The 22,525-nt window shown below is 43.7% G+C and carries 14 protein-coding genes and 8 tRNA genes; all 22 read right to left on the minus strand.

Annotated elements, in window-relative coordinates; genetic code table 11:
• Window positions 1-21 precede the first annotated feature (21 nt).
• Entirely contained in the window at window positions 22-2,862 is a 2,841-nt protein-coding gene (locus BS333_RS11390) for a M16 family metallopeptidase (protein ID WP_021711266.1), read from the minus strand.
• Window positions 2,863-2,872: 10 nt separating this feature from the next.
• Complete coding sequence (locus BS333_RS11395) at window positions 2,873-3,334, minus strand: YqaA family protein (RefSeq protein WP_021711265.1); 462 nt, start codon at window positions 3,332-3,334, stop codon at window positions 2,873-2,875.
• Window positions 3,328-4,278 carry an NADP-dependent oxidoreductase gene (locus BS333_RS11400; protein ID WP_021711264.1) on the minus strand — a complete coding sequence of 317 codons (951 nt, stop codon included), beginning with the start codon at window positions 4,276-4,278 and terminating at the stop codon, window positions 3,328-3,330. The genes BS333_RS11395 and BS333_RS11400 overlap by 7 nt, the downstream gene beginning before the upstream one ends.
• Before the next feature lie 147 nt (window positions 4,279-4,425).
• The gene (locus BS333_RS11405) at window positions 4,426-5,556 is read right to left on the minus strand and encodes a sodium ion-translocating decarboxylase subunit beta (RefSeq protein WP_021711263.1); all 1,131 of its coding nucleotides are present in this window, start codon (window positions 5,554-5,556) and stop codon (window positions 4,426-4,428) included.
• 9 nt (window positions 5,557-5,565) lie between these two features.
• Window positions 5,566-7,356 (minus strand): sodium-extruding oxaloacetate decarboxylase subunit alpha, encoded by a 1,791-nt coding sequence (gene oadA, locus BS333_RS11410; protein ID WP_021711262.1) that lies wholly within the window; start codon window positions 7,354-7,356, stop codon window positions 5,566-5,568.
• Between the two features lie 32 nt (window positions 7,357-7,388).
• Entirely contained in the window at window positions 7,389-7,640 is a 252-nt protein-coding gene (locus BS333_RS11415) for an oxaloacetate decarboxylase subunit gamma (RefSeq protein ID WP_021711261.1), read from the minus strand.
• A gap of 304 nt (window positions 7,641-7,944) precedes the next feature.
• Window positions 7,945-8,021, minus strand: a tRNA-Arg gene (locus tag BS333_RS11420).
• Between the two features lie 64 nt (window positions 8,022-8,085).
• Window positions 8,086-8,162, minus strand: a tRNA-Arg gene (locus tag BS333_RS11425).
• 64 nt (window positions 8,163-8,226) lie between these two features.
• Window positions 8,227-8,303 (minus strand) — tRNA-Arg (locus BS333_RS11430).
• A 64-nt stretch (window positions 8,304-8,367) separates the two neighbouring features.
• Window positions 8,368-8,444: transfer RNA gene (locus tag BS333_RS11435), tRNA-Arg, on the minus strand.
• 57 nt (window positions 8,445-8,501) lie between these two features.
• Window positions 8,502-8,578: transfer RNA gene (locus tag BS333_RS11440), tRNA-Arg, on the minus strand.
• Between the two features lie 84 nt (window positions 8,579-8,662).
• A tRNA-Ser gene (locus tag BS333_RS11445) sits at window positions 8,663-8,754 on the minus strand.
• Window positions 8,755-8,780: 26 nt separating this feature from the next.
• Window positions 8,781-8,857, minus strand: a tRNA-Arg gene (locus tag BS333_RS11450).
• Between the two features lie 32 nt (window positions 8,858-8,889).
• Window positions 8,890-8,981: transfer RNA gene (locus tag BS333_RS11455), tRNA-Ser, on the minus strand.
• 241 nt (window positions 8,982-9,222) lie between these two features.
• On the minus strand, window positions 9,223-9,420 hold the full coding sequence (csrA, locus tag BS333_RS11460; protein WP_004415691.1) for a carbon storage regulator CsrA: 198 nt from the start codon (window positions 9,418-9,420) through the stop codon (window positions 9,223-9,225).
• A gap of 93 nt (window positions 9,421-9,513) precedes the next feature.
• The gene (locus BS333_RS11465; protein ID WP_021711902.1) at window positions 9,514-10,701 is read right to left on the minus strand and encodes an aspartate kinase; all 1,188 of its coding nucleotides are present in this window, start codon (window positions 10,699-10,701) and stop codon (window positions 9,514-9,516) included.
• 372 nt (window positions 10,702-11,073) lie between these two features.
• Entirely contained in the window at window positions 11,074-13,671 is a 2,598-nt protein-coding gene (gene alaS / locus BS333_RS11470; protein WP_021711901.1) for an alanine--tRNA ligase, read from the minus strand.
• 138 nt (window positions 13,672-13,809) lie between these two features.
• Window positions 13,810-14,274 carry a recombination regulator RecX gene (recX, locus tag BS333_RS11475; RefSeq protein WP_021711900.1) on the minus strand — a complete coding sequence of 155 codons (465 nt, stop codon included), beginning with the start codon at window positions 14,272-14,274 and terminating at the stop codon, window positions 13,810-13,812.
• 444 nt (window positions 14,275-14,718) lie between these two features.
• On the minus strand, window positions 14,719-15,762 hold the full coding sequence (gene recA / locus BS333_RS11485; RefSeq protein ID WP_021710330.1) for a recombinase RecA: 1,044 nt from the start codon (window positions 15,760-15,762) through the stop codon (window positions 14,719-14,721).
• A 229-nt stretch (window positions 15,763-15,991) separates the two neighbouring features.
• Window positions 15,992-16,489, minus strand: a complete 498-nt coding sequence (locus BS333_RS11490; RefSeq protein WP_418369071.1) for a CinA family protein — start codon at window positions 16,487-16,489, stop codon at window positions 15,992-15,994.
• A gap of 76 nt (window positions 16,490-16,565) precedes the next feature.
• Window positions 16,566-17,621 (minus strand): toxic anion resistance protein, encoded by a 1,056-nt coding sequence (locus BS333_RS11495; RefSeq protein WP_021710328.1) that lies wholly within the window; start codon window positions 17,619-17,621, stop codon window positions 16,566-16,568.
• On the minus strand, window positions 17,614-22,494 hold the full coding sequence (locus tag BS333_RS11500; RefSeq protein ID WP_021710327.1) for a DNA repair ATPase: 4,881 nt from the start codon (window positions 22,492-22,494) through the stop codon (window positions 17,614-17,616). Before BS333_RS11500 ends, BS333_RS11495 begins: the two co-directional genes overlap by 8 nt.
• Window positions 22,495-22,525 lie beyond the last annotated feature (31 nt).

Genomic DNA, 22,525 nt, shown 5'->3' on the forward strand with positions numbered 1-22,525 from the left:
CTCCGCTATTACATGTGTGCTCTATCGAATGATTTCAAGCATTTCTACGTCTTTTCCTAGCTTTTCGAACTGAGGGCGTAGAGTCTTTGCATCACCGACTACCACAATTTGATAATCCTTTGGATTAAACCACTGTTGGGCTAAACCATTTAGGACCTGCTTATCAACACTTTCAACCAGTTTATTACGTTGTTGTAAGTAATCATGGTCAAGATCATACTTTAAGATATCACGAATTAACGCCCCTTTTTGTGTCGGTGTCTCGTATTTTAGGGCATCTTTCTGACCAACTGCTTGGCGCATAAACGCCAATTCCTCATCCGTCATACCTTGGCGAGCATAATTACTCAGCTCTTTCTCCATTTCAGTAATTGAGGCCACCGTTGAATCAGCACGCACTTGAGCAGTAAAGACGACGGAGCCCATTTCTTTATTACCAGAGAAATAACCATAAGCACCGTAAGTGTAGCCCTTATCTTCACGTAGGTTTTGATTGATACGGCTATTAAAGTTGCCGGATAAGTTAAAGTTGGCCAGTTGGCTGAGATAAAAATCACCCGTTGCATCATATGGCATACCTTGACGAACCATCATTACCACACTTTGTGGTGCTCCAGGCTTATCAACCAAGTGAATCTTTTGCGAGCCCAAAGACATAGATTGATATTCAGCGTATTGAGGAGCTACAGCTCCTTTCCAATTGATCCAAAAAGATAACTGCTGCTCTACATTCGCTTTGTCGATATCACCAACAACCACAATTTGTGCACTCTGCGGCGTATAATGTTGTGCATAGAATTGTTTCACATCCTTTAAGGTTAGCGCCTTTAAGCTTTCTTTTGTGCCATCTTTAGGTCTAGCAAACTCAGATTCACCAAACAATACTTGGCGAGTTGCTTGCATCGCCATCCAGTTTGGCCTTTGATGTTCATAAATGAGTGACTCCAAAGCTTGGTTTTTCACGCGTTCAAAGTCCTGCGGCTTAAACGCTGGAAACAAGAGCATTTCTTCAACAATTTTCAATGTTGGTGCTAGGTTTTTCTCAAGCGCAGAAACACTTATGTTGGTAGTATAGTTTGAAGCATCAATTGATATCACGCTCCCCAGTTTATCCAATTCTGCTTGAATCGACTCTACACTATGCTTAGTGGTCCCTTCTTGCATCATGGCCGCGGTTAATTGAGCTAATCCTTCTTGCCCCTTAGATACAAAACGAGTCCCAGCAGGCAAACTAAATTGCATCATGACCGTTGGCGTTTCCCTACTGATAGTGCCCAGTAGCTCAGAGCCATTGTTGAAATGAATGTTGTATAGATCAGGGATATTGGCTTCTACTGGCGCTCCCACTGGAGGCTGTACCGAGCGTTCAAAATTATCCACGGCTCGACGATAAGCCAACGTATCATCAGTGACTTTTTTATATTCAGGCAAAGTACGCTCTGGAGTAACAAAAGTCGCAGGTTTGACTGCAAGTTCAGTTTTTCCTTTTGGCACCACACTTAACGTAATTTTGTTTTTCCCTTCAATAAAGTCACGGTAAACTTTCTCTACTGATTGTGGTGTCACAGCACGAATCTGTTGCAGTTGCTTCTCTAGTAAGTCCGGCTGACCAAAAAACGTTTGGTTAGAGGCCAGTTGCGTCACTTTACCTTGCACGCTCTCCAAAGCGAAGATAGCCCCAGCTTCTGCTTGCCCTTTGAGCTGGGCAAGTCGCTCTTGCGTCACACCTTTTTGGGCGAATTTTTCCAATGAATTCATCAGTTGCTCATAGAGCTTCGCTAAATCGCCTTTATCGCCAGAGTCACCCATCGCGTAAACATAAAAGTTACATGATAGCTCCGAGCATTCATGATAAGCGCTTGCTTGTACTGCTTGCTGTGTTTTCACCAAATCTTGGTAAAGCACACTGTTGGTGCCATCACCTAACACACTGGCTAGAGTATCTAAGGATGCTTGGCTTGCTTCACCATCATAAGTGGTTGGCCAAGCAATCATTACCATTGGCTGCTTGATTCGATCTTCGAGAGTGATGAACTTGCTCTCTGTCAGTGTCGCAGGTTGCTTCGGTGCATTTTCCACTTCAGGGCCACGAGGTATTGAGCCGAAGTATTGATTCACCCATTTGAGCGTCTGTTCTACATTGATGTCACCGCCGATGGTCAAAACTGCATTATTAGGCCCGTACCAACGTAGGAAAAATGCTTTGAGATCATTAACATCGACTCGGTCGAGATCTTCTACATAGCCAATAGTTTGCCAAGAATATGGATGCCCCTCTGGATAAAGCGCCTCTCCCATGCGTTCACTGATCAAGCCATAAGGTCGATTGTCGTAACGTTGTGCTCGCTCATTTTTAACCGTCGAACGTTGAATTTCGAATTTCTTTTGTGAGACAGCATCCAACAAAAAGCCCATACGATCAGATTCTAACCAAAGGACTTTCTCAAGCTGATTAGCAGGTACGGTTTCAAAGTAATTCGTTCTATCTTTGTTCGTGGTGCCATTTAGAGTACCACCCGCCTCGGTAATGATTTTAAAATGCTCTTGATCGCCAACGTGTTCAGAACCTTGAAACATCATGTGCTCAAAAAAGTGCGCAAAACCAGATTTTCCGATTTCTTCTCGAGCAGAGCCAACATGATATGTCATATCAACGTGCACCAGAGGATCAGAGTCTTCAGGAGCCAAGATCACCATTAGACCATTATCGAGTTGATATTTTTGGTAAGGGATTTTGACCTTTCCCTCTTCGGCTTGTGAAGCCTCAATAAACTTAACACCCTTTGGTAGTGGCACTGGTGCTACGGAAGAGCAGCCTGTAATCACCATCAATGAGCACGTACTTAGCCAAAACATTCTCATGTGTTTTTCCTTAAAATAAACCGAGATAAATAGCAGTCAATAAACTATACCTTGCTGCTTTACCTAAAAAAATCAAGAGTAAGCACGGTAGGAACTTCATCCTTAACCACCCTGCCGCCAAACATAATGGATCGCCAATAATGGGCAGCCAACTAAAAAGCAACCCCCAATAACCATACTTAGCAAGCCATTTGAGTGCCGTATGGCTGTGTTTCTCTTGCTGAGACTTATTTGGAATCCATAACCCTAACCAAAAGTTAGTCATTCCACCTAGTGTATTACCCACAGTAGCAACTATGATGATGGAGATAACTGAGTACTGATTAAGGGAAAGCGCGGCAATAAGCCCTGCTTCCGATCCCCCGGGCAATAGAGTGGCACTCAAAAAGCCCGTAAAAAAGAGAACCCATAATGCTGAGTCAGAAAACCAAGAGGTAATGGGTTCTAAAAATGAATAAAACGACTCTAGCATTCCATATCCAACAACACTTTCCCTCTCGTTCGGCCAGATTCAACCTGTTTATGAGCGTAACTCACATCGTACATCGAATAGATTTGTTGTATTTCTGTTTTCATCTCTCCTCGCTGTAGCATATCGAGCAACTGTTGCAACTGCTTCCGCTCAGGCTCTACCAACATACCATGAGCAGTAAACCCCAACTCCTTGGCATGCTCGCACACGAACTCCGCAGAAAGCGTTGGTAAGGTAATCACTCTGGCATTAGGAGCTAAACATGGCAAAGCTGCGAGCGCGGTGTCACCACCAACAAGATCAATCAGTACATCAATGTTTCTAACACATTCAGACACTGGTGAAGATTGATAGTTCAGAGCTCGGGCTCCTAGGCTGTTTATGAAATCAATATTATGAGCACGGCACGTTGCAAAGACTTCGGCCTGATAAGTAACAGCAATTTGAGTTGCGAAATGCCCAACGCCCCCTGCACCGCCAAGAATTAATACTCGCTCTCCTGCGATTAAATGGGCTTTTTGTAACGCTTGCAATGCGGTTAGGCCAGCCAATGGTAAAACGGCTGCAGATTCTAAACTTACCGAAGAGGGGACCTGAATCACTTCCGTCTCTGGTACACAAACATATTGGCTATAGCTACCACCTCGAAAAGGGAAACCAATACAGCCCGCGACTTTATCCCCCACTTTAAAACGTGAGGTATTGGCACCACAGGAAACAACTTGGCCAGAGAGATCATAGCCAGGCACCCAAGGTAAATGATCTATATTGTGTGCTGCTGCCCAACCAAGCCCAGCTCTGGTTTTAACATCAATTGGATTCACGCTAGCAAATGCAACTTTAATCAACACCTCTCCTTCCTTCGGCAAACTTGTAGAGACCACTTGTAATGCCATGACATCCACACTGCCAAAATCCGTTATTGCAATCCGTTTGTGTTCCATACTTTATCCCCAAATAAGAAAATGGGATGCGAATGCATCCCAGTGACTATAAACCATTTTTTTTACAAAGGTTAAGTTATGCTCTTCAGCGTTTAAAACGAGTCAAATAGAATAAAGTGTGACGGTAAGTAAGCGCATTTTCATCCATTAGCCAACTAAAGCAAGTAAAATACCTGCAGCCACCGCCGAACCTAAAACACCAGCGACATTAGGCCCCATGGCATGCATCAACAAGAAGTTTTGTGAGTTCGCTTCTAGGCCGACTTTATTCACCACTCGTGCCGCCATTGGAACAGCCGACACTCCCGCGGCACCGATAAGCGGGTTAATGTCCTCTTTAGAAAACTTATTCAATAATTTAGCCATTAATACCCCAGCACCAGTACCAATACTGAAAGCAACGGCCCCTAAACCCAATATGCCCAGCGTTTCTACATTCAAAAACTGCTCGGCTTGTAATTTAGAACCCACCCCTAAACCTAGGAAAATCGTCACAATATTAATGAGCTCATTTTGAGCAGTTTTGGATAAGCGATCAACAACACCCGCTTCACGCATTAGGTTGCCCAAACAGAACATCCCAACTAAAGGAGTCGCAGACGGGAGGAATAAAATCGTCATCAAAAGCACCACTAATGGAAAAATAACTTTTTCCCATTTACCAACATGACGCAACTGTGCCATTTTGATCTGTCGTTCTTGCGGTGTTGTAAGTGCCTTCATGATGGGTGGCTGAATAATCGGCACCAGAGCCATATAGCTGTAAGCCGCTACCGCTACCGCACCAAGTAAATCAGGAGAGAGTTTACTGGCTAAAAAGATAGCAGTAGGCCCATCTGCACCACCGATGATCGCAATCGATGAAGCATCGGCCATGGAAAACTCCATCCCTGGCACATAATTAAGTAATATCGCCCCAAATAAGGTCGCGAAAATACCAAATTGTGCAGCGGCTCCAAGCCATAATGTTTTAGGGTTAGCGATCAGAGCGCCGAAATCCGTCATTGCTCCGACACCTAAAAAGATCAGTAGTGGGAAGACACCAGATTCGATCCCAATGTAATAAACGTAATACAGCAAACCTCCCGGCTCGGTAAACCCTGCATTGGGAATGTTAGCCAAAATTGCACCAAACCCGATTGGGAGTAAAAGTAGCGGTTCAAACCCCTTACAAATGGCTAAAAAAAGTAAAATACAACCAACCAACATCATACAGATTTGGCCAAACTCAAAGTTAGCAATCCCTGTTTCAGACCATAAGGTCAATAATCCATCCATGATCTTTCCTTACGACAAGCTCAACAATGGTGAGCCCACCGCTACAGCATCGCCTTCTTTGACATTTAACACCTGCACAATGCCTCCGCGGGCTGCCCTTACTTCAGTTTCCATTTTCATCGCTTCAAGAATGAGTAATACGTCACCCTCAGAGACTTCACTGCCTAATTGCACATTGACCTTAAAAATATTACCAGCCAGTGGTGCAGGTATTTCCTCTGAGTGAGTGTTTACAGGCTCTGTTGCAATGGGCTTAGCCGAGGCAACAACATTGCTTGAAGTGACTGAAGTAAGTTGACCTTTCGGCCCAACTTCAACATCGTATACTTGCCCTTCAACTCGTACGCTGTAGGTTTCAACCTGCGTTGTCTGTGTTTGAACAACATCTGAACGTTTGGATTCTGCCGCTTCTAGGCTGGGAACAGGTTCAAAAGCATCAGGATTACCACGATTTTTCAGGAATTTCAGACCTACTTGCGGAAATAATGCATAAGTCAGAACATCATCAATCCGTTCACTGGCTAATTTAATGCCTTCATCCTGGGCTTTTTCCATAAGTTCAACGGTCAGTGTCTCCATTTCGGCTTCAAGCAAGTCTGCTGGACGACAGGTAATCGCTTCCTGACCACCAAGCACTTGCGCTTGTAGTTCAGCATTGACTAAAGCAGGAGTAGCGCCGTATTCTCCTTTAAGAATGCCAGCGGTTTCTTTGGTAACACTCTTATAGCGTTCTCCCGTTAGGACATTGATCACCGCTTGAGTACCAACAATCTGAGACGTTGGAGTCACTAATGGAATAAAACCGAGATCTTCACGCACACGAGGAATCTCTTCTAATACTTCATCAAGACGTGTAGAAGCACCTTGCTCTTTGAGTTGGCCTTCCATATTTGTCAACATTCCACCTGGAACTTGAGCAATCAAGATACGTGAATCGACCCCTTTTAACTGACCTTCCCATTTCGCATATTTCTTACGTACTTCACGGAAATACGCAGCAATAGGTTCTAACTGAGCAAGATTCAGTTGAGTATCGCGCTCGGTACCTTGTAGCATTGCGACCACGGTTTCTGTTGGTGTGTGGCCATAGGTACAACTCATAGAAGAGATCGCCGTATCAAGAATATCAACCCCCGCTTCAGCAGCTTTCACTGCCGTTGCAATCGAGAGCCCTGTCGTCGCATGACAGTGCAATGCTAATGGCACATCACATGACGCTTTGATACGAGTAATAAGTTCTTCAGCCTCATAAGGTTTGAGTAAACCTGACATATCTTTAATACACAAAGAGTGGCAACCAAGATCCTCTAGACGCTTTGCCAAATCCACCCAAGCATCTGCACTATGAACAGGGCTGGTTGTATAGGACAAGGTTCCCTGTGCATGAGCACCAACGTCGATGGCCGCTTTCACCGCAGTATGAAAGTTACGTACATCATTCATCGCATCAAAGATACGAAATACATCCATCCCATTCATATGCGCACGTTCAACAAATTTCTCGACTACGTCATCAGCATAATGACGGTAGCCCAGCAAGTTCTGCCCTCTTAGTAGCATTTGCATCGGCGTATTGGGCATGACTTTTTTTAGCTCACGCAAACGCTCCCATGGGTCTTCGCCAAGGAAACGAATACATGCATCAAAAGTCGCTCCCCCCCAAGTCTCTAACGACCAATAGCCGACTTTATCCAACTCAGACGCAATCGGCAGCATATCCTCAATACGCATACGCGTAGCAAACAGGGATTGATGAGCGTCACGAAGGACAACATCAGTAATAGCTAACGGCTTAAACATGCTCTTAAACTCCTTTTTCATTCTCTTTTCGACTACTTGACGACAGAAGCGCGATGTTTATGGATCGCTGCCGAGATCGCTGCCACAACTTGTGGACTAACAGTGGAAGAGGTCGATGGTGTGTTAGTGTTTGTTGTTGCCGCAATGGGCTCAGGCTTCTCTGTAGGGACTAATTTAGATAATAGCCGCACGAGGTAAACGAGAATGGTAAGGAAAATAAATACAACAACCATCCCTGTCATCATCAGGGTAGCTGCTTCTCCGAGTAAACTTCCTATATTCATCTTATTGCTTCCTTTCATTGTCATCCTGACACGGTACAGGGCGTTAATCGCGCAAATCCCGACCAATCGATTATCTCGATTGATTAAAATTTGTCAATTTTGATGAATACAGCTTTTAGAAAATCTCTTATATTGATGATTTATTCACTAGGCAGATCACAGATTATTGTTTTAATTATTCGGTGAACAGCAGAAGCAATACACGGCGCAAAGAGAATGGTTTGTGGAGATAAGAGAGATTTGAAGACCTTAAGACAGAAATAAAAGCCATAAAAAAACCTCGCCTAAGCGAGGTTTATAAAAGTGGCGCGTCCTGGAGGATTCGAACCTCCGACCGCCTGGTTCGTAGCCAGGTACTCTATCCAGCTGAGCTAAGGACGCGCAGTTTTGATATCAGTGTTTACTAATATCTGGATTTCCGTTTACAACAAAAAACCCTAAAAAGTGGCGCGTCCTGGAGGATTCGAACCTCCGACCGCCTGGTTCGTAGCCAGGTACTCTATCCAGCTGAGCTAAGGACGCGCAGTTTTGACATCAGTGTTTACTAATATCTGGATTTCCGTTTATAACAAGAAACCCTGAAAAGTGGCGCGTCCTGGAGGATTCGAACCTCCGACCGCCTGGTTCGTAGCCAGGTACTCTATCCAGCTGAGCTAAGGACGCGCAGTTTTGACATCAGTGTTAACCAATATCTGGATTTCCGTTTATAACAAGAAACCCTAAAGAGTGGCGCGTCCTGGAGGATTCGAACCTCCGACCGCCTGGTTCGTAGCCAGGTACTCTATCCAGCTGAGCTAAGGACGCGCAATAAATCTATTTTACTTTGAATAACCGATTTATCCAATCGATTATTGGAATAATTGGCGCGTCCTGGAGGATTCGAACCTCCGACCGCCTGGTTCGTAGCCAGGTACTCTATCCAGCTGAGCTAAGGACGCGCGATTCTTCTAAAGAAGAGTTTGTGAACAAGGTCACATTTGTTTTATACAAAACAAAAAAAGGCCACCGGGCCAGATAATGAATGGCGGTGAAGGAGGGATTCGAACCCTCGATACGGGATAAACCGTATACTCCCTTAGCAGGGGAGCGCCTTCAGCCTCTCGGCCACCTCACCGTTTTCATTATTTATCTCAAAAGAGATGGCGCGTCCTGGAGGATTCGAACCTCCGACCGCCTGGTTCGTAGCCAGGTACTCTATCCAGCTGAGCTAAGGACGCACATTTTGTTGATTTCTCAACTTTGCAAGAAATGGCGGTGAAGGAGGGATTCGAACCCTCGATACGGGATAAACCGTATACTCCCTTAGCAGGGGAGCGCCTTCAGCCTCTCGGCCACCTCACCGTCTTGCGGAGGCACATATTACGTTTTACCAAAAATATGTCAAACACTTTCTTTGAAAAAAAACACAAAAATCTCTTAACTGGTGTGGATTTAATCAAAGTGCTGCTTAAAGCAACTTTATCATTCTCTTAGGAGGAAAAAAAACGTTGTTATCGTTTGAAATAACATTAATTAAGAAACCAAAAAGGCTAACCTTAGTTAGCCTTTTTCATTCAAACAGCACACAAAAAAATGCAGTGAGTTAGTAGTTGCCAGAAGCAACGTTACCATTACCTTTTTCAGCTTGAATGCGCATGTATATTTCTTCACGGTGAACCGAAACTTCTTTCGGAGCGTTAACACCAATACGTACTTGGTTACCTTTTACACCTAATACGGTTACCGTTACTTCATCACCAATCATTAGTGTTTCGCCTACGCGACGAGTCAAAATTAGCATTCTTTGCTCCTTGAATAATTTCTAAATTTCATTTTTTACAAAACTATTATCCAACAAAAGCTATATTTCCGTAAACTACCTTGTTATCGAAAATTAGCCTAAAAAGGCATGTTTTTGTTGAATTTGCAATGATTCACTAGATATAACGTAAGCATCATGCAGAATATTTGCTGCAGCCTCAACATTTTCTGACGATAAACCCAGCATCATAGCAAGTGGGTCTGTAGTGGAGAAATTGATCACTATCTTGTGTTGAGCAAGCAACTTACAAGCATGTTCAACCATTCCATGGGCTTTTTCACCAACTACAGTCAATAAACTGACTATTTCACTTTTAAGAATATCATCGCAGAACACCAGTTCCAGCTTGGCACAAGCTTCTTGTTTTATCACAATACCTGTACGTTCTGCTTCCTCGATCACATTCCAAATATCGATGCCCAGCATCTGACATTGTTTCTTAATGCTAGATAAATTTTCATTATCAACTTCAATTATGGCAAGTTCTCGCTGAATAGCGATACCAGAAATGGCTTTTGTACCAATTTCACCTTTAACTAGACTGCCTTGATTGATCTCAAAGGTAGATAAGACCCTCAATGGTACCTGATGTTGCCACGCAAATTGTACCGAAGGTAAATGCAGTACTTTAGCACCTCGACGTGCCATTGCTGCCATCGTAGGAAAGTCAATAATGGCAAGCTTTTGAGCTTTTTTTACGATACGTGGGTCGCAGGTATAGATGCCGTCCACATCGGTAAAGATTTGACATTCATTGGCTTTAAGTGCCCCGGCTAGGGTCACAGCACTGGTATCTGAGCCACCTCGGCCTAATGTCGTGATATCCCCATTTTCATTCACACCTTGAAAACCTGCGACAATCACGATTTGATCTTGTTTGAGTATCTCAAAGATCGTTGTGGTATCAATGTGCTTAATCGTAGCGTCATTGTGCTGATTATCAGTCACAATATTCGCTTGTGCTCCGGTAAGTGAGCGGGAAGCATAACCCAATTTATTGAGTGTCATTGCCAAAAGTGCCATAGACACCTGCTCACCAGCAGAGAGCAAAACATCAAGTTCTCGCGCAGTTGGAACACTGTCCACTTGTTGAGCCAGATCCATTAATCGGTTTGTTTCGCCCGACATAGCAGACACAACAACAACAACTTGATTACCATCATTTTTCGCCTTAATGATGTGTTCAGCCACCTGATAAATTCTATCAATAGAACCCACTGATGTTCCGCCAAACTTTTGCACGATAAGGGGCTTTTTCACCAGTCTTCACCTTCCCAAGACCAAAGTCTCTTTCAAGCCACTCTTATGCAAAACCTTGCACTTTGTGAGTGGTATTTACGACAAAAACCAAGTAATTTAACAACCAAGCCATGGACTTCGTTCTTAAACCACTTGGTTAACATTAAAATCTACTTCAGTAACCTCAAGATACTCACTTTAGCAAGGGTAGCCTTAGCATTCAGGCGCAACAAAGATATGCAGATAGAGCGATTCTACCTTAAGGGTCGCCACCACAGTCTGAACACTAAACATGGTCGCCCTTTGGAATCTGTCTCTAAATCAAGCACCTTGAAGTCATTAGAGTATAACGCTCAATACATGATATGAATTGAGCGTTATTGTAGCTCACTATTATAAACGTTCTTCAAGCCAAGGCTGTACAGAGGCTATGGCTTCAGGTAGTGCATCCACATCGGTGCCACCAGCTTGTGCCATATCTGGGCGACCACCGCCTTTACCGCCGACTTGCTCAGCTACCATTTTAACTAAGTCACCTGCTTTCACTTTAGAAATAAGGTCTTTAGTCACACCAGCAATGAGACCAATCTTGTCATCATTTACGTTTGCAAGTAGGACAACACCGCTACCAACTTGGTTTTTAATGTCGTCAACCATAGTACGTAGGTTTTTGCTATCCGCACCTTCTAGAGCTGCAATCAGTACTTTAGTACCGTTGATATCCTGTACTTTACCCATGATGTTCGCGCTTTCTGCTGCTGCCATCTTGTCTTTCAGTTTTTGGATTTCTTTCTCTAGAGATTTCGCTTTTTGCGCTGACTCAACCAGTTTTTCTTCGTACTTAGCTGCTTGAGCTTCGATTGCGTCGAGTGCACCCTCGCCCGTTACCGCTTCGATACGACGGATACCTGCTGCGATACCACCTTCAGAAGTAATCTTGAATAGACCGATATCACCGGTATTTGAAGCATGGATACCACCACAAAGCTCTGTCGAGAAATCGCCCATAGAAAGTACGCGTACTTCGTCATCGTACTTCTCACCGAACAGTGCCATTGCACCTTTCTGCTTCGCAGACTCAATGTCCATGACGTTAGTTTCAATCGTGTGGTTACGGCGAATTTGTGCATTCACTAAACGCTCAACTTCCTTCAGTTCTGCTGCGGTTACCGCTTCGAGGTGTGAGAAGTCAAAACGAAGGTTGTCCGCTTTTACTAGAGAGCCCTTCTGCGTGACATGCTCACCAAGCACTTGACGCAGTGCAGCATGCAGCAAGTGTGTCGCTGAGTGGTTTAGAGAGATAGCTGCGCGACGCTCTGCATCAACAATCGTTGCTACTTCGTCATCTTTCGCTAGCACGCCTTCTGCCATTACACCGTGGTGCGCAATTGCGTTGCCTAGTTTCTGAGTGTCTTCAACACGGAATACACAAGACTCAGTGCGGATTTCACCAGCATCACCACATTGACCGCCTGACTCAGCGTAGAATGGTGTCTCTCCAAGTACGATGATTGCTTTGTCGCCTGCAGATAGCGAATCGACTTCGTTACCTTCAACAAACATCGCTGCTACAGAGCTAGAACCTTTAGTACCTGCGTAACCACAGAATTCTGTTTGTGCATCAACTTTGATTGCAGCGTTATAGTCAGTACCGAAGTTACCTGCTTCACGTGCACGTTGACGCTGCTCTTCCATCGCTTTCTCGAAACCTTCTTCGTCGATAGCGAACTCACGCTCACGTGCAACGTCGTTCGTTAAGTCAGCTGGGAAACCGTAAGTATCGTAAAGTTTGAATACTGTTTCGCCATCGAGCACTTTGCCATCCGCTCCTTGAGCAGAAATGTTATCTAACGCTTCGTTTAGAATCGCCATACCGCGCTCAAGTGTACGACCGAAGTTTTCTTCTTCGATACGCAATACTTTTTCAACCACAGCTTGTTGACGCTTCAGCTCTTCGCCAGCCGTACCCATGATGTCCGCTAGTACACCAACCAATTTGTGGAAGAATGCACCTTGTGCGCCTAGCTTGTTACCGTGGCGAACGGCACGACGGATAATACGACGTAGAACATAACCACGACCTTCGTTTGAAGGCATAACACCATCTACAATCAAGAATGAACATGAACGGATGTGGTCGGCAATCACGCGTAGCGATTGGTTGGATAGGTCTTGGTAACCGATCACTTCTGCTGCAGCTTTGATAAGCGCTTGGAATACATCGATTTCGTAGTTTGAGTGCACGCCCTGCATGATGGCAGAGATACGCTCGATACCCATACCCGTATCTACCGATGGCTTAGGTAGCGGTTCCATTGTGCCGTCAGCGTGACGGTTGAACTGCATGAATACGTTGTTCCAGATCTCGATGAAACGGTCACCGTCTTCTTCAGGTGTACCAGGACGGCCACCCCAGATATGTTCGCCGTGATCATAGAAGATCTCTGTACATGGACCACAAGGACCAGTGTCACCCATTTGCCAGAAGTTATCTGACTCATATGGCTTACCGCCTTTCTTATCACCAATACGCACGATACGATCGGCAGGAACGCCTACTTTCTTATTCCAGATATCAAATGCTTCATCGTCAGTTTCGTAAACGGTAACCAGTAGACGGTCTGCTGGCAGTTTAAGCGTTTCAGTTAAAAACTCCCAAGCAAAAGCGATGGCGTCTTCTTTGAAATAGTCACCAAAACTGAAGTTACCCAGCATTTCAAAGAAGGTATGATGGCGAGCAGTAAAACCGACGTTTTCCAAATCGTTATGTTTACCACCAGCACGTACACAGCGTTGAGCCGTAGTCGCTCGGGTGTAGGCTCGTTTTTCTAAGCCTAAGAAACAATCTTTAAATTGGTTCATGCCTGCGTTAGTAAATAACAGGGTTGGATCGTTATGTGGAACTAACGATGAACTTTCTACGATTTGGTGTCCTTTGCTTTCAAAGAACTTAAGGAACGCGTTACGAACCTCATCAGTGCTCATGTACATGCAGCTCTTCCTGAAATAGTCGAGTTAGAATTTTGCCGTATTGTAGATCAAGCAATCAGCTACGACTAGTTTTCTTATAGAAAAGAGGCTTTAGAAGAGAAAAATAACAGTAAAACTCATATCCGGTACTTATTTTAGTTATTCGCTCTCGTCGTTTAGCGCATAACTGATCTGCTCAAAACTGTACCCTCGATACTGTAAAAAACGGACTTGTTTAGCATACTCTTTTTGATCTTTGGCTTTGCTCCCTTTAAATTTTTTCTCAGCAGTCATTTTAGCTAACTCAAACCAATCTTGCGGTTCTTGTTGTAGAGCAAGGTCAATAACAGCTTCAGAGATACGTTTTAAATTTAATTCTTGTCGAATGCGACGTTCACCATGACCTTTATAAACATGCTGACGAACCTGGCTTTTAGCGTAACGCAAATCATCCAGATAGTTGTGGTCCAAACAAAAATTAATCGCGGATTCTACATCAGCGGCTTCATAGCCTTTCTGTACCAGTTTTTGATACAGCTCGTATTGCCCATGATCACGGCGGCTTAATAAATGAATTGCGGCTTCTTTACTCGATAATGAAGGCGTTTGGCGCTTTTGGTACATGGTTGTCCTAAAGTTACTTTTGCTCAGGGTAATAGCCCATCATGCCATGGCTATATTTATATCTATCGTTATAACTAATAGATAATATACCCAAGTAACCTCAAGATGCTGTGTTCAGCGAGATGACCTTAACTTTCAGGCGCGGCAACGATTCGAAGATATAGTCGTTCTACATTGAGAATCGTTAACAAAGCCTGAGAGTTAAGGCCACTCGCCCTTTGGGAGCGTGTCACTGAGCCGACTTCTTGCGTCAGACAACTTGGAAAGAGCCTGCTATTCCGCTTCGTTGTCTTCCTTGAATTCGACTCAGTGACCTCGCTCTGAATCAAGCATCTTGAGGTCACTTGGGTATATCGCTTGAAAATATTTACCAGATATAACATTTACCAGATATAACAAAGCCCTGCGAAACAGGGCTTTGTTAAAACGTAATCAGTGAGAAGGTTAAAACTCTTCTTCTTGCTCTGGCATTTCACCCACTTCAGCTTCTTCAGGCTTAGCTGGAGAAAGCAACATTTCACGCAATTTCGCATCGATTTCTTGCGCTGCAGTTGGATGTTCACGGAGATAGTTGCAGGCATTCGCTTTACCTTGACCAATTTTATCGCCGTTGTAGCTGTACCATGCACCCGCTTTTTCAACCAGTTTGTGTTTTACACCTAAATCAACCAATTCACCTTCACGGTTAAAACCTTGGCCATACATGATTTGAGTATTCGCTTCTCTAAATGGTGCAGCAATCTTGTTCTTCACAACTTTAATGCGAGTCTCGTTACCCACCACTTCATCACCTTCTTTGATCGCACCAGTACGACGAATATCAAGACGAACAGAAGCATAGAATTTCAGTGCGTTACCACCTGTTGTGGTTTCAGGGTTACCAAACATTACCCCAATCTTCATACGAATTTGGTTAATGAAGATACACATACAGTTAGACTGCTTTAAGTTACCTGTTAGCTTACGCATCGCTTGTGAAAGCATACGAGCTTGAAGACCCATGTGGCTATCGCCCATTTCACCTTCAATTTCTGCTTTTGGAGTCAGTGCCGCGACAGAATCGACAACCATAACATCGATAGCACCAGAGCGTGCCAATGCATCACAGATTTCGAGTGCTTGCTCACCAGTGTCTGGCTGAGAAACTAATAGTGCATCGATATCAACACCCAGTTTCTTAGCGTATACTGGGTCTAGTGCGTGCTCTGCATCGATAAACGCACAAGTTTTACCTTCACGTTGTGCAGCAGCAATCAGCTCAAGAGTTAACGTTGTTTTACCTGAAGATTCTGGACCGTAAATTTCTACGATACGGCCCATCGGTAGACCTCCAGCACCCAAAGCGATATCAAGAGAAAGAGAGCCAGTTGAAATTGTTTCCACGTCCATCGCACGGTTATCACCAAGACGCATAATAGAGCCTTTACCGAATTGCTTTTCAATTTGACCTAGCGCAGCGGCGAGCGCTTTCTGTTTGTTATCGTCCATTACTTTCTCCGATTGATTCATCTCTTTGGGCGACGAATAGTCATTTAGATTTTTTGAGTAGCAGAGCCACTCAACAATAATCATTATTATACTGTTGATTCATACAGTGTCCAGCACTGTATGAAAAAAAACTCGCTTAGGTTCTCATACCGCCTGTATCTCTGACTCAATTTTTTCATTAGATACAATCACTTTCAGTAGAAAAACAAGAAGCAAAGATTTCTTTAGATTAACGAAGGTGCTCTAATAAGCGTACCAACACATGCTGAATTGCCAGTTGACGTACTTGCCTACGATCACCATCAAAGTGAAGCGTTTCTGTTTTTAGCCATCCCTCTTGGTCAGCAAAGGCGAAGCAGACCGTACCAACGGGTTTATCAACGCTCCCTCCACCAGGGCCAGCGATACCACTGATGGCAGCGCCGATATGTGCATCAGAGTGCCTCAATGCTCCCTCAACCATCGCTTTCACGACAGGTTCACTGACTGCTCCATGAGACTCAAGAACCACTGAGTTTACGTCAAGCATCTCCATTTTGGCTTGATTGCTATAGGTAATAAAGGCCCGGTCAAACCATGCTGAGCTACCGGCAATATCGGTGATGGCGCTCGCAACGCCTCCCCCTGTACAAGACTCAGCCGTCGTCATACTCAAGCCTTTTTTACCTAAGGCTTCACCTAAAAGAGCACTTATTTGACCGATTGATTTTGAATTTACTTCCATCATGTCCAATACATCGCCATAAAAAAGCCAAGAATGTATACATTCTCAGCTTTTACTATTAGAACAACAAGGCTTAACTTTAAAGAGTTTGTGATAACGCTTCTTTCAACTCATGTTCTGCTTTTTGGATCACTTTTTGAGCCTGTTCTCTTTGCTCTCGACCTTCTTTGACACGAGATAACGTGCTGTTGAGCGTCTCTATCGTCAGTTTGTTGACCGTCTCTAAAGATTCTAAATCGAGAATACCACGCTGATAGTTTTCAGAAATTTGTGTTTCAAGCACTTTCAGTTTTTCTGCATTCTTCACATATTGCTGGTTGGTATAGTCTTTAACAGCGCGAGTGACTTTTAAGGCTTTCTCTTTTTCATAGTTTGAGATTGCAATTAAAAATTGACGTTTCCAAAGTGGAAAAGTGTTATGCACGATGTCTTGAATATCTTCCATCAACATTTTATTGCCTTCTTGAGAAAGGCGAATTTGTGGCGCAGATTGGATCGCAGCCATACGTGTCAACTCAAGGTTATGGACGCGTTTCTCTAAACGAGCCTGCGCTTGGATAGCATCGCGATGTTTCTGAGCAGCCAGTGGATCCTGAGACTGCTCTGCTTGTTCGAGCAAAGCAGGTAATACTTGCTGCTCTATCTGCTGCAACTTAAATTTACCCGCCGCAATGAAATCATCCAACCCATTCAAGAGTTGCAGGTTTTCTTCGTAAAGCGTATCCAGCCTCTGGATATCATGCGCTAATACCGCCTCTTGTGCTTCTAACTGACTGGTCAGTTTATCAAGGCTCTTCTTTACAGAATCAAAGCTTTCTGCAAATGTTTTGAATGAATCAAACAGTTCACCAATTAAAGGCAAACTGGCGAGGAAACTTTTATCTTTTAAGTAATTAAACTCTGAACGACTCATGGCCGTAACCATAGATTGTAAGATTTCTCCCGCTTCACCCGTTTCACGCACTCGAATCTGCTGCAGAACATTATCAGAAAATGCCGTAATATTTTGCAAAGCCTCCTTACCGAACGTGATGGTCGCTACACTATCAAATGGGTCAAAGCTTTGAGCTAACTCGATCACACGTGGAGAAAGTTCAGGTTCAACAAGTTCACTTGTTTGGGTCAGATCAGTCATGGGGATTATCTCCAAATTTTTGTGTCACTCGATTAATGGTTTGATTCAGGGCTGCCAATTGCTGCACCACTTGACCGGCTCTATCCTCTGAGTCTCCCATCAGTTGGTTACGCTGGTAACTTTCACGAATTTCACCCCAACGAGCCTGCTGCTCAGCGGTCATTTCGCCGCGAAGTTGTGCCAATTTGAGTAAGTTCTCTTCTGTACCATTGGTGAGGGTCTGTGCTTCACCTTGATAATGGTCCTGAAGTAAAGTTTGTAACTCTTCAGGCGTCATCACTGACGAAATTTTTTCGGTCAGTTTATTCATATTCCGATAAGAGCCTTGTAACTTAAACGGTGGCTCTACACGATACTGGTCGGCCGTAGCTGCAGAAGCAATATATTGTTGGTTTACCTTAAGCACGGTTTGCTGAACTGTAAGTAATTTCTGTAACGTTGAAACAATTTCAGCAGACTCTGTCGCAGAATAAGAATGAGACATATCGCTTAACGGTAATCCTTCACCATTTGCCATGCGGACAAAACGATATAAATCATTAAGGTCACGAGTAGCTAAAGGCGCAAGCGCAGGGTGTGAAGTTAAAGCATTCTCTATAAAGCTCAACTCAAATGCCTCTTTTTGATCAGAGAGCATATCGCCTAGGTTATAAATATCAGCTCGGTTAGCTAACATATCTGGGATTCGGAACATATCACCAGATTCAGTATAAGGGTTTCCGGCCATTACGACGGCAAACTTTTTACCTCGCATGTCATAGGTTTTGGTTTCCCCATTCCAGATACCTTCAATACGTCGAGTTCCATCACAAAGCGAAATAAACTTTTGCAAAAACTCTGGGTTAGTATGCTGAATATCATCCAAGTAGAGCAAAACATTGTTGCCCATTTCCAAAGCAAGGTTGATTTTTTCGACTTCTCGAGCTGCGTTTTGATCAGGCGCTTCCTTTGGATCCAAAGACGTCACATTATGGCCAAGAGAAGGGCCATTTATCTTCATGAAAACAAGGCCGAGTTTATGCGCCACATACTCAATTAAAGTGGTTTTACCATAACCAGGTGGAGAGATCAGTAATAGCATACCCATCAAGTCAGTTCGTTTACTGTCTCCAACCGTGCCCATTTGCTTTGCAAAGTTATCGCCAATCAAAGGTAAATAACTTTCACTGATCAACTTATTTCGCACAAAAGAGGTCAGTGGTCGAGGCTTAAACTCATTCAATCTAAAAGATGATTTGGCCTGTTGTAATAAAGATGCTCGCTGTTCAAGGTAAGCTTCAAATTGTGGAATCGTTTGACTGCGGTGATATTCACAGCGTTGCAAGAAATCATCTAAGACTAAGTTCAACGTTCCTTTTTCAAGCTTGGCGTGCTCACCTAATAAACCTTCAACTTGGCAGGTGAGTGAAAAGCCGACAGGGCTCAGTGATGCCTCTTGCTGTTCTTTCCATACTGCAATGGCCGCAGCTTCGATGACAAAGGCCTGACTTAACTGATTTTGTTCAACATAGGCTCTTAACCATTGAGAATGGTCGGCTAAACTCACTGCAGGAGATAGGGATTCACTTTTCCACCCCAAACTGCGCCTAAATTGAAGGTACTCTTCACATAACTCTAGGCCATCTCGGCTCACTTCAATTTGGTAAGCCGTTTGGGCTAAAAGCTGAATCAAATAATCGCTGGCTTCAGATAGCGCACTCCCTTCGACCGCATGCAAAGATTGCTCTAATTGAGTTTGTAGTGCCTGATACGCTTCAGTGGATTTCAGATGGTACTTGAGTAAATGGGCATTATGGGCTTTATTCTTCCACTGCTCTAATACATCGTTAGGTTGTACCATGAGCCAAATCCATGTCGTCACTCGAGCTTGTTGACTAAAGCGAAGTAGACCCGCTTGCTCAAACACCGGAAGTAACTGGTTAAGGATTTTTTCTGCATCGTGATCATGGATGCCTTTCACATATCCTTCTTTGTATCTTGGTGCAGCAAAGCGCTGAACGAGGCTAAGTAGCTCGCCGTTTTTTCTAGCTTGTAATAAAGCCGGAATATCAACGCCATCGACCATATTCATTGCAGCATACAGCATTAAGTAGGCGAGATATTCAGCCCGATACAGGGTCTCCGTTTCCGAGGCAATATCGAGTTTGGAAATATTCTGTAAGGCCAAGAAAGATTCGTCATCAATCGGCTGATAAAAATCCGTGCCTGAAATATGAGTACTTAATACATTATTGTTTTCAACCAAAGTAATATCGAGAGCTTGCTGGTTAACGCTAAAACGATGTTTACCTAAGCGAAGAATCGTCCCTCCCTCTTCAAAAATGTCTTGGTTATCGCGTAGAGAACGTAACGCTTGGTCCTGTACAGACTTTAATTTTGCATCGAGGCTATCTGCTTTAACACTATCACCTAGATCCCGAATAGAGTCAGACAGTTGACGCAGTTTCAGGACCATCGTATCCGTTGCAAAATAACTATTGAGCGCCGCGACATCATCAAACCTTGCCACTCTCTTTTCGATGCTGCTGAACGTCACATTGGCCGCTTGCAATAGGTTTTGAATCCGTCGTTGCTGTGCACTCACCAATTGTTGTTTATGGTTCTCTAATGTCGACTGTATTTCATCTCGCTTGGTATAAATTTCGCCAAGAAATTCATCAAAGTCTGCGAAGCGTGACTCCAACTTTTCCAGTTGAGTAATCAGTTTTGCTAATTGATTGTCACATTCATCCGGCGTGGTTGCCTGCTCCATTGCACTGTTAACCGACTGTGCGAGCAATTTAAATTGCGCACTAAACTCAGCTTTGGCCTCATCGCTACGTAACCCACTATTTTTATTACGTAGTTTTGCCGCTACAGCATTCAGCATGGAAGAGACTTCAGTCGTCAAATCAAGGATTCTTGTCGATTGAGTGGGATCTTCAGTTTCAATATCTGTCACTTCTTCTGTGACTAATTGTAATTCCTCTCTCAGGGAATCAATCTGAACTTGCAACTCTTGAATGACCGATGTTTTATCAACGGTTTCTAACTGTTCTTCGACCAATTGGATCTGGTTTTTAAATGGCAGATAGGCTTTTTCATCTTGCAATAATTCAAGCAACTGCTGATTTAAATATTGCCGTTGTTGATCTAAGCGTTCACATAGCTCATCCACTCTTGGGATGTCCATATAATGCTGCTGACGCAAAGCCATGACCCTGCCAACTTGGGCCTTGACGTTCGCTAACAAAGTAAGCAATGCGGCGGCTTGATCTTTAGCGGCAAGCTTAACTTGGCTAATCAAAGCAGCAACTTCACTGGATTCAGCGTCTAATGCTTGTTGTGCATGTAACTGCAACTGCTGTACTTTGGCAAATTCATCAATGATATGATCAGCCGTTCCCATGACTTGTTGAATTGCATCGCCGAGTCCTAGTGCATAATCATGAGCAAGCCAATGGTAATGATCCAGTGTACTTTGACACTGTTTAAGTAGTGCTTCATACGCCGCTTGAGTCACTTCTTCAGTCGAAGCAAAATGACAAATCGATAGAACAGAAGAAAGCGCGCGTACTAATTCCGCATTACCAAGGTTAAATAGTGGGCTAGAAGCATCATTGCTCGCATTATTACGACTGTAGAACTCTGTTGTAGAGAAAGGGGTTTCCCAAATACGTAACGGATGAACTGTTGACGCCTCTTCGTTTTCAGACGACTGAAACACTAACATGCGACCATCTGGATACAAGCTATAGCCATGACTTTCCATCGGTGCAGAAAACGATTTTTCGATCATATTGTAGGTGTAGATAACGTAATACCCTTTCAATACATCAAAAAAGAAATACATGACGTCTTCACCATTTGGTGAAACGATTTTCTTAAAGAACCTTAAGTTAGTCCAAGGTAAATCAAACTCTTTTTTTTCACCATTGGCCAAAACGTAACCATGAGAGTAAAGAACACCATGGTCCTCTGGTAATGTTTTCGCGCTCGTTTCTAAAGCAGCAATCCGAGCCACCGATTGATTCAAAGGGTTATACAAGAAGTAGCGCGCGTTTTTTTCTCGATTTGGAGTAATACGTAATGCAATTAATTCACCAATAAATGCATACGAGATCTTTGCATCGGCAACACTTTGATGAGGATCTTCCACTTCTTCTCGATAGACGCCTTTGCCATCTTCAGTATTGTCTTCAACTTTAATGGTTAAGTCACCGCCAATACATTCAACAAATAACTTATCTTGGATTGACACATGAGGGTGTTTACCCAGCACATGATCTTCTCGAGTTGTCTCCGTCCATTCAAAATCATGCTGATTAGCAGATGTAAGAGACTGATGACCTAATGAATCAAGATACTCGATCGAATTTTTGTTGATCTGAAAACGAAACACCTTACGATCTTCCGCTCGCATACCAATTTGGAATGCAATGTAGAGCGTGTTTTCCTTACGCGAAATTTGTGACAATCTCGCATCATGGTAGTAAGTAAAGAGTTCCGTGAATTCATGTAAGAACCAGTCATCAGAAAGGAAGCTGTTGTCTAAACCGAGTGGCTCAACACGAAACGAACCATCGTTTTCATGCAATTGATAAAGGCCGAAAACATCTTCCAATGACGGCTGTGCTTTCATCCCCACACGCACTTCATAGCCAAACAACAATTGTTGATTCACTTGCGCCATATCGACAGGAATACAGCGAGATTCGGTTTGAACATTGGTCTTACCGATTAGAGAAAGCTCCTGTCCTCCAAAAACAGATTGACGTTGCTGATTGAATTGCTGTGAGAGGGTTTTAAGAGTATTGCCTTGCTGTGAGAGTCGGGATTTAAGAACTTCGTATGCACCGCTCTCGGTGACAGCTTGCTGAGTATTTTCTGACATGCTTATACCTTTAAAACCCGCACTAACAGGC

The sequence above is a fragment of the Vibrio azureus genome (assembly GCF_002849855.1).
GTDB classification, from domain to species: domain Bacteria; phylum Pseudomonadota; class Gammaproteobacteria; order Enterobacterales; family Vibrionaceae; genus Vibrio; species Vibrio azureus.

Bases quoted from the DNA above. Each gene is read 5' to 3' on its own strand.
- BS333_RS11390 (WP_021711266.1), bottom strand. From the start codon at position 2,862: ATGAGAATGTTTTGGCTAAGTACGTGCTCATTGATGGTGATTACAGGC.
- BS333_RS11395 (WP_021711265.1), bottom strand. From the start codon at position 3,334: ATGCTAGAGTCGTTTTATTCATTTTTAGAACCCATTACCTCTTGGTTT.
- BS333_RS11400 (WP_021711264.1), bottom strand. From the start codon at position 4,278: ATGGAACACAAACGGATTGCAATAACGGATTTTGGCAGTGTGGATGTC.
- BS333_RS11405 (WP_021711263.1), bottom strand. From the start codon at position 5,556: ATGGATGGATTATTGACCTTATGGTCTGAAACAGGGATTGCTAACTTT.
- oadA (WP_021711262.1), bottom strand. From the start codon at position 7,356: ATGTTTAAGCCGTTAGCTATTACTGATGTTGTCCTTCGTGACGCTCAT.
- BS333_RS11415 (WP_021711261.1), bottom strand. From the start codon at position 7,640: ATGAATATAGGAAGTTTACTCGGAGAAGCAGCTACCCTGATGATGACA.
- csrA (WP_004415691.1), bottom strand. From the start codon at position 9,420: ATGCTAATTTTGACTCGTCGCGTAGGCGAAACACTAATGATTGGTGAT.
- alaS (WP_021711901.1), bottom strand. From the start codon at position 13,671: ATGTACATGAGCACTGATGAGGTTCGTAACGCGTTCCTTAAGTTCTTT.
- recX (WP_021711900.1), bottom strand. From the start codon at position 14,274: ATGTACCAAAAGCGCCAAACGCCTTCATTATCGAGTAAAGAAGCCGCA.
- recA (WP_021710330.1), bottom strand. From the start codon at position 15,762: ATGGACGATAACAAACAGAAAGCGCTCGCCGCTGCGCTAGGTCAAATT.
- BS333_RS11490 (WP_418369071.1), bottom strand. From the start codon at position 16,489: ATGATGGAAGTAAATTCAAAATCAATCGGTCAAATAAGTGCTCTTTTA.
- BS333_RS11495 (WP_021710328.1), bottom strand. From the start codon at position 17,621: ATGACTGATCTGACCCAAACAAGTGAACTTGTTGAACCTGAACTTTCT.
- BS333_RS11500 (WP_021710327.1), bottom strand. From the start codon at position 22,494: ATGTCAGAAAATACTCAGCAAGCTGTCACCGAGAGCGGTGCATACGAA.